At 63.6% G+C, this 6217-nt stretch carries 6 protein-coding genes and 1 tRNA gene; 5 read left to right on the top strand and 2 right to left on the bottom strand.

The window, feature by feature from the left end; translation table 11 throughout:
* Nucleotides 1–63: 63 nt before the first annotated feature.
* Nucleotides 64–136 (bottom strand) — tRNA-Thr (locus tag HMPREF2526_RS05655).
* Between the two features lie 186 nt (nucleotides 137–322).
* Here HMPREF2526_RS05655 and HMPREF2526_RS05650 point away from each other — a divergent pair.
* Genes HMPREF2526_RS05650 through otsB form a run of 5 tightly spaced genes read left to right on the top strand, consistent with a single transcriptional unit; the run spans nucleotide 323 to nucleotide 5104 of the window.
* Nucleotides 323–1999, top strand: coding sequence for a threonine/serine exporter ThrE (locus tag HMPREF2526_RS05650; protein WP_046649278.1), 1677 nt, complete (start codon nucleotides 323–325; stop codon nucleotides 1997–1999).
* A 50-nt stretch (nucleotides 2000–2049) separates the two neighbouring features.
* On the top strand, nucleotides 2050–2397 hold the full coding sequence (locus HMPREF2526_RS05645; protein WP_046649277.1) for a hypothetical protein: 348 nt from the start codon (nucleotides 2050–2052) through the stop codon (nucleotides 2395–2397).
* Nucleotides 2398–2399: 2 nt separating this feature from the next.
* Complete coding sequence (locus HMPREF2526_RS05640) at nucleotides 2400–3821, top strand: alpha,alpha-trehalose-phosphate synthase (UDP-forming) (protein ID WP_046649276.1); 1422 nt, start codon at nucleotides 2400–2402, stop codon at nucleotides 3819–3821.
* Nucleotides 3818–4330 carry a hypothetical protein gene (locus tag HMPREF2526_RS05635; protein WP_046649275.1) on the top strand — a complete coding sequence of 171 codons (513 nt, stop codon included), beginning with the start codon at nucleotides 3818–3820 and terminating at the stop codon, nucleotides 4328–4330. The genes HMPREF2526_RS05640 and HMPREF2526_RS05635 overlap by 4 nt, the downstream gene beginning before the upstream one ends.
* A 30-nt stretch (nucleotides 4331–4360) precedes the next feature.
* On the top strand, nucleotides 4361–5104 hold the full coding sequence (otsB, locus tag HMPREF2526_RS05630) for a trehalose-phosphatase (RefSeq protein WP_070511068.1): 744 nt from the start codon (nucleotides 4361–4363) through the stop codon (nucleotides 5102–5104).
* Here the strand turns inward: otsB and HMPREF2526_RS05625 are convergent.
* Complete coding sequence (locus HMPREF2526_RS05625) at nucleotides 5101–6186, bottom strand: LacI family DNA-binding transcriptional regulator (RefSeq protein ID WP_070511070.1); 1086 nt, start codon at nucleotides 6184–6186, stop codon at nucleotides 5101–5103. The genes otsB and HMPREF2526_RS05625 overlap by 4 nt on opposite strands.
* Nucleotides 6187–6217 lie beyond the last annotated feature (31 nt).

Genomic DNA, 6217 nt, shown 5'->3' with positions numbered 1-6217 from the left:
CGCCGCAAATCCACACGAAATGTCCCTTAAGCCAGAGAAAGGGCCTTGAAAAAGGCCCTTTTGAGCTGGAGACGAGACTTGAACTCGCAACCTACGGTTTACAAGACCGTTGCGCTACCGATTGCGCCACTCCAGCACCGCGGCTCATCCGCTATGGGGAATCGTACCTGAGCCCACCCCATGGACGGAAAGCCAGGGTGGTTGCACTGCGAAAAAGCGGCCGTCAGGGGCCCGAAAAGCACTGGCAGGTGCATAAATCCGCGGCAGTTACTAAAGTGCTGACTTACCGAACCCAGAAGTGTTGTTGAGGTCTTTCTTTTCCGTGTCTGTTCTTTCTTCCTTGCGCCAGCGCCTGCTGTACCGGTCGGCTCCGGTCGCCACCATTGACGCCGCTAAGGCCGCACCGCCGCCCTCCCCGCTCGCCCCAGTCGATCTCACCGATCCGGCCCAGGTCACCGGCGTCATGGAGATCGCCGCGCGCGTCGGCGAAATCCTGATTGCAGCGGGCTCAGCCAATACCGACGTGCAGGCACAGATTCACCTCGTCGCATCCTCCTATGGCCTGCACTACTGCCACGTGTCGATCCTGATGAACACCATCACTATCCACACCGCCATCGGCACAGGGCCGGATCGGCACAACCTCCACGTCTTCCGCGTGGCGCCGAGCATCGCCGTGGATTTCACCAAACTATCCGCCGTTGACAGGCTCATCCGCTCCATCCATTCCGGTGCTACGCCACCGGCAATGGCGGAGAAGATCTTGGATGACATCGATGCGATGAAGAACCCCTATTCCAAGACCACCATCGTCAGCGCGTGGGGTGCCATGGGTGGATTCATCGCCGTGATGCTGGGCGGTGACCTTCTCGTCGGTGTTGTCACCTTCCTCATTTCGGCACTCATCATGGGCACGAATATGTTCCTCGCCGGCTACCGGCTGCCGCCGTTCTATCAGAACCTTGTCGGCGGCCTGCTTGCCGTCATTCCCGCGGCCATCCTCTACAACGTTTTCGCGCGATTTGGCATCCAGATGCTACCCTCCCAAATCATCGGTTCCGGCATCGTCGTGCTGGTGGCGGGACTAACGCTCGTACAGTGCCTCGTGGACGGCATCACCCGCGCACCCGTGACCTCGTCCGCGAAGTTCTTTGAGGCTCTCATGTCCACCGGCGCCATCATCGCCGGCGTGGGCCTGGGTATCCAGGTGGCGTCGTGGTTGGGCTTTAGCCTTCCCCCACTAGCCACGCTCGCCCCGCCCGTCTATCACCAAATCCCACTGCTCGTACTGTGCGGCGGCATCGGCTCCGCCGCCTTTGCGCTGGCGCTGGGAGCCTCCTGGTCCGAGGTCACCATCTCCGGTCTCACGGCCGCCGCCGGTATGGTGTTCTACTACTTCCTCGTCGTCTTCTTGGGCGTCGGGGCCGTCATTGCCTCGGGCATTTCTGCCGCAGCGGTGGGCTTGGCCGGCGGCCTACTCTCCCGTCGCTACATGATGCCGCCACTCATCACTATGATCGTGGGCTATACGCCCATGCTTCCAGGCCTGACGTTGTACCGCGGCATGTACGCCATGCTCAACGAGCAGCTCATCACCGGCCTGACCAACCTGGCCAGCGCCCTCGCCATCGCCGGTGCACTTGCCGCCGGCGTCGTCTTCGGCGAGCGAGTCGCCCGCCGCCTGCGCCGCCCGCAGTACTTCCGCCCCTACACCGCCTTCAAGCGCCTAGGCACGTTCTCCTTCGCGCGCGCCACCCGCCTGGCGCAGCGCGCCCGCATTCCCCGCGTACCCCTGTCTCCCTTCGCCCCGCGCCACAATCTGCCGGCCCCGCCGCCGCAATATGGGCCCAAACCACCGACGCCCGCACAGCAGGCGCGCTTCCAGCAGGGCGATGCCATCACGGACATGTGGCCCGTTACCACGCAATTTCCGGCGCAGCGCCCCACCTACACGGTGCCCGGCAAAGATGACCCGAGCGCCCCAACGAAGTCGCAATAGCGTAGAATAGCCGGTCTGAAAGCTTTCATACTTCATCCCAGGAGGACTCCGTGCCACCAAAGGTCACAGATACCCAGCCCGCGGCTGACCAGACTCACGCAGTAGAGGAGGAGACCGCCCGCTCCGCGCGCCGCGTTGTCGCCACCTATGCGGAGGATTTCCTCGACGGCGTGACCCTCATGTCGATGCTGGGCGTCGAGCCAGAAGGCTTGGTCCACCGCAAGGTGCTGGCCGAGCAAGCCGATGCTGCCCCCAAGAAGAGCAGCAAGAAGGCCACGAAGAAGGCTTCTAAGAAATCCACGAAGAAGACGACTAAGAAGGCCACGAAGAAAGCCACCAAGAAGACAACTAAGAAGGCCACGAAGAAGGCAACTAAAAAGGCCGCAAAGAAGGCCTAGCTATGTCCGGGCGCACCAATAGCTTCGTCGTCGTTGCCAATCGCCTGCCGGTGGACCTCGAGACCGCCGCCGATGGCACCCGCGAGTGGAAGGCATCCCCCGGCGGCCTCGTCACCGCGCTCTCCCCGGTCTTGGAAGAACACCAGGGCTGCTGGGTGGGATGGCCGGGCGTAGCCGACGAAGCTCCCGAGCCCTTCACCACGGATAACGGTGTCCTCCTTCACCCGGTGCGCCTGACACAGGAGGATTTTGAGGCCTTCTATGAGGGCTTTTCCAACGCCACCCTGTGGCCGCTCTACCACGACCTCATCGTCACCCCCGTCTACAACCGCGACTGGTGGGATGCCTACCGCGAGGTCAACCTGCGTTTTGCCAACGAGGTAGCAGCCGTCGCCGCAGAGAATGCCACGGTGTGGGTGCAGGACTATCAGCTCCAGCTCGTCCCCGGCATCCTGCGCCAGCTACGCCCCGACCTCACCATTGGATTCTTCCTGCACATTCCCTTCCCCTCCCCGGATCTCTTCCGCCAGTTGCCGTGGCGTGAGGAGTTGGTGCGGGGGCTTCTCGACGCCAACCTGATCGGCTTCCACCTCGAATCCAACGCCCGCAATTTCTTGGAGCTGGCCCGCACCCAAGGGCTGGACGTAGAAGGGGAGGTCAGCACCCGCGCGGTCACCGCTCGCATCGTGACCGGTAGCGGGCATTCTGTCGGGGTAGGCGCTTTCCCCATTTCTATTGCGGCGGGTGAATTCGCTGACGGTGGCGATGCGGGGGACGTCGCCCAGCTGCGCGCTGAGCTGGGGAACCCCAAGCACGTCATTTTGGGTGTGGACCGCCTGGATTACACGAAGGGGATCCTGCAGCGCCTCACCGCCTTCGAGGAGCTCCTCGAGACCGGTGCGCTGGACCCACACGAGGTAACCTTCGTCCAGCTGGCTACTCCTTCGCGCGAACGCATCGACCATTACCGCGCCACGCGTTCAAAGGTGGAGGAGGCCGTGGGCCGCATCAATGGCCGCTTTGGGCGCCTCGGCGCGCCGGTGGTGCATTACCAGCACAGTTCCGTACCGAAGGACGTCCTGCGGCGTTATTACCGGCTCGCGGACATCATGCTGGTCACGCCATTTAAGGACGGCATGAACCTAGTGGCCAAGGAATACGTGGCCTCCCACGGCGACGGCACAGGTGCACTCGTGCTCTCCGAGTTTGCGGGCGCGGCAGCAGAGCTTACCCAAGCCAACCTGTGCAACCCCTTCGACATCGAATCCATCAAGCGCGCCCTACTCTCCGCGGTCAAAGCACTGGAGGAATTCCCCGAGACCATGCGCGAGCGCATGATTGCTATGAACGAGCAGGTGTGTCAGCACGATATCGCGCTGTGGTCGCAGTCCTTCCTCGGCGCTTTGGACCAGGAGGAAGCATGATGCGGCGCCGGCTCACCGCTGTGCTCAGTACTGTGCTGCTTGCGCTTGGCCTAGCTGGATGCAGCTCCGCTGAGGAGGAACCTGCCCCGCGCGGCGATGACCGCATCGTGGGCAAGGATTGGCAGGTCATCAACCTCTACACCTCACCGGACGCTCCTTCCTCCCTCCCTGCCGATACTGCACACGTGCCCCATATGAGCTTCGGTGAGCACACCGCGGTGGGCTCAACTGGCTGCGTACCGTTTACCGCTGAGGTGTCCTTCCACAAGGATGACAAAACCTCCACGATCTGGGAGGGCGATATCATGCGGGTGGAGAAAGCCACCTATGAAAGCCCACCGCGAAGCGGCGACTGCGAGGGCTCGATGCAATGGGCTGATTCGCTGATGCGCAACCTCATCGCCGAAGGCCATGAGTTCGACTTCGCGCTCAACCCCAACAACCAACTCGTGTTGACGCTGCGCACCGACAAGGTGGATTCACCGATTATCCGCATGGCCGCGCTATAGCTCCGAAGTTTCAGCGCTAGGGTGGGGAGCATGATTGATGCTCTCGCCGCCGCCGAACATTTAGCGGTTGTTTCCGACTTCGATGGCACCTTGGCCGGCTTCGCGCGCAACGCCTACGCAGTGCGCCCCGAGCAGCGCTCGCTGGATGCTCTCGCTGCCTTGGCGCAACTACCTAACACCACCGCGGCAGTGCTCTCTGGGCGCCACCTCGATGGCCTGATGCGAGTATGCCCGCTGCGCGAGCCGGTGCTTTTTGGTGGCTCGCATGGGGCCGAATCCTCGTGGGAAGAATCCGCGCTCACCCCGGAGATGGAAGCCTACTTGGCCAAGAAGGAAGCGGAAATCAAGGAGATTATCGCCCGCCACCCCGGCGCGGAGCTGGAGATCAAACCTTTCCAGCGGGTGCTGCACCTGCGGGCGCTGGAGTTGCAAGACCCGGACGCCGCCGCTGCTGCTTATGCGGAAGGCGAGGCCTTAAGCGCCGATGGTTTCCCCAAGACTGCGGGCAAGTGCGTCGTCGAGTTCTCCGCAACGCAGGCCACGAAGGGCACGTGGATTGACAAGCTTCGTCACCGCGTCGGGGCCACAGCGGTGGTCTTTTTAGGGGATGACACCACCGACGAAGACGGCTTCGCCGCGCTCAATCAGCCGCCGGACCTCGGTGTCAAGGTTGGTGAGGGCGCAACGCAGGCGGCGCTGCGCGTGCCCGATATCGCGGCGGTGACAGAGTTCCTCGAAGAACTCGCCGCCGCTCGCGCGCAGCACAGCTCTTAAGCCCCGACCGGCGCCACGGTGCGCCCCGGGCGGAAGGTGGTCTCCAACAACACGCGCGGCACCTCGCCGCGCCCCTCGATGAGGCTGGCCAGCATGCGCCCCGCCGCCGCCCCCTTTTCCTTGTTCGGCTGCACGACGGTGCTCAGGCCCAGCGCCAGGGCCGGCGCGATGCCATCGAAGCCGGTGACGGAGAGCTGCTCGGGAACCGCGATTCCATGATCGCGCGCATAAGCCATAACCCCGAGCGCCATCGAATCCGTCGTGCACAACACCGCGGTGAGATCCGGGTACTTAGTCAGCAGCTCCTCCGCGGCCGCGTAAGCCGTACGCGAATCGTTGATGTGTCGCGTCACCACGGGGATGTCTGCAGGATCGAGTCCCGCGTCTGCAAAAACATCGAGCGCACCCAATACACGTGAGCGCTGCACGTGCATGTCCGCCGCGGCCAGTTGTGCGGCCGTCACTTCGCCGTCGAGGCGTTCGCGGTGTAGTCGGATGGCAAGGATACCGATGCGGGTATGGGAGGCGTCGACAAGTGCCTGCGCCGCCGGGGCAATCGCGGCGCGGTCATCGATGCCCACGAAGGGCAGGCCCGAATCCGTGGGCTGGTCACACACCACCACCGGCAGGCCACGGCGCTGCACGGCGTCGAGGTAAGCATCACCCGCCGCCACGGAATAGACCACGAAACCGTCGACGGCAGCCGAACCTACGAGCTGCGCTGCCTGGGCGTCGTTGGGCGCGCCGGCGGTATCCGGCCCGGCAGGGATGAGAGTCAACGTCGTGCTCGCCCCCGCCGAGGCCTCCGCCATGCCGGCGAGGAAGTCCACAGAAGCCATGTCCTCGAAGGCATAGGAAAGGTGCTCGGTGAGCAGAACACCCAGTGAACCTTGGCGGCGCGTGCGCAAGCTGCGTGCGGTGGGATCCGGGCCTGTGTATCCACGCTCAGCCGCGGCGGCGAGGATGCGCTCGCGGGTGGCAGGCGCCAGCTGGTCCGGCCGGTTGTACGCGTTGGACACCGTGGTGGGCGAAACCCCAAGTTCGGCCGCTAGGGAGGCCAGCGTCGTGCTGCGTTTGGACATGACGGCAACATTACCCTTTTTCAACTCATTA

The sequence above is a fragment of the Corynebacterium sp. HMSC070E08 genome, from assembly GCF_001808895.1.
GTDB lineage: Bacteria > Actinomycetota > Actinomycetes > Mycobacteriales > Mycobacteriaceae > Corynebacterium > Corynebacterium hiratae.
Note: the sequence above shows the minus strand (reverse complement) of the source record. Positions and strands in the feature narration are given on the sequence as shown.

Excerpts from the sequence above, each read along its gene's own strand:
- otsB (WP_070511068.1), top strand. The coding sequence starts at position 4,361 with ATGATTGATGCTCTCGCCGCCGCCGAACATTTAGCGGTTGTTTCCGAC.
- HMPREF2526_RS05625 (WP_070511070.1), bottom strand. The coding sequence starts at position 6,186 with ATGTCCAAACGCAGCACGACGCTGGCCTCCCTAGCGGCCGAACTTGGG.
- HMPREF2526_RS05635 (WP_046649275.1), top strand. The coding sequence starts at position 3,818 with ATGATGCGGCGCCGGCTCACCGCTGTGCTCAGTACTGTGCTGCTTGCG.
- HMPREF2526_RS05640 (WP_046649276.1), top strand. The coding sequence starts at position 2,400 with ATGTCCGGGCGCACCAATAGCTTCGTCGTCGTTGCCAATCGCCTGCCG.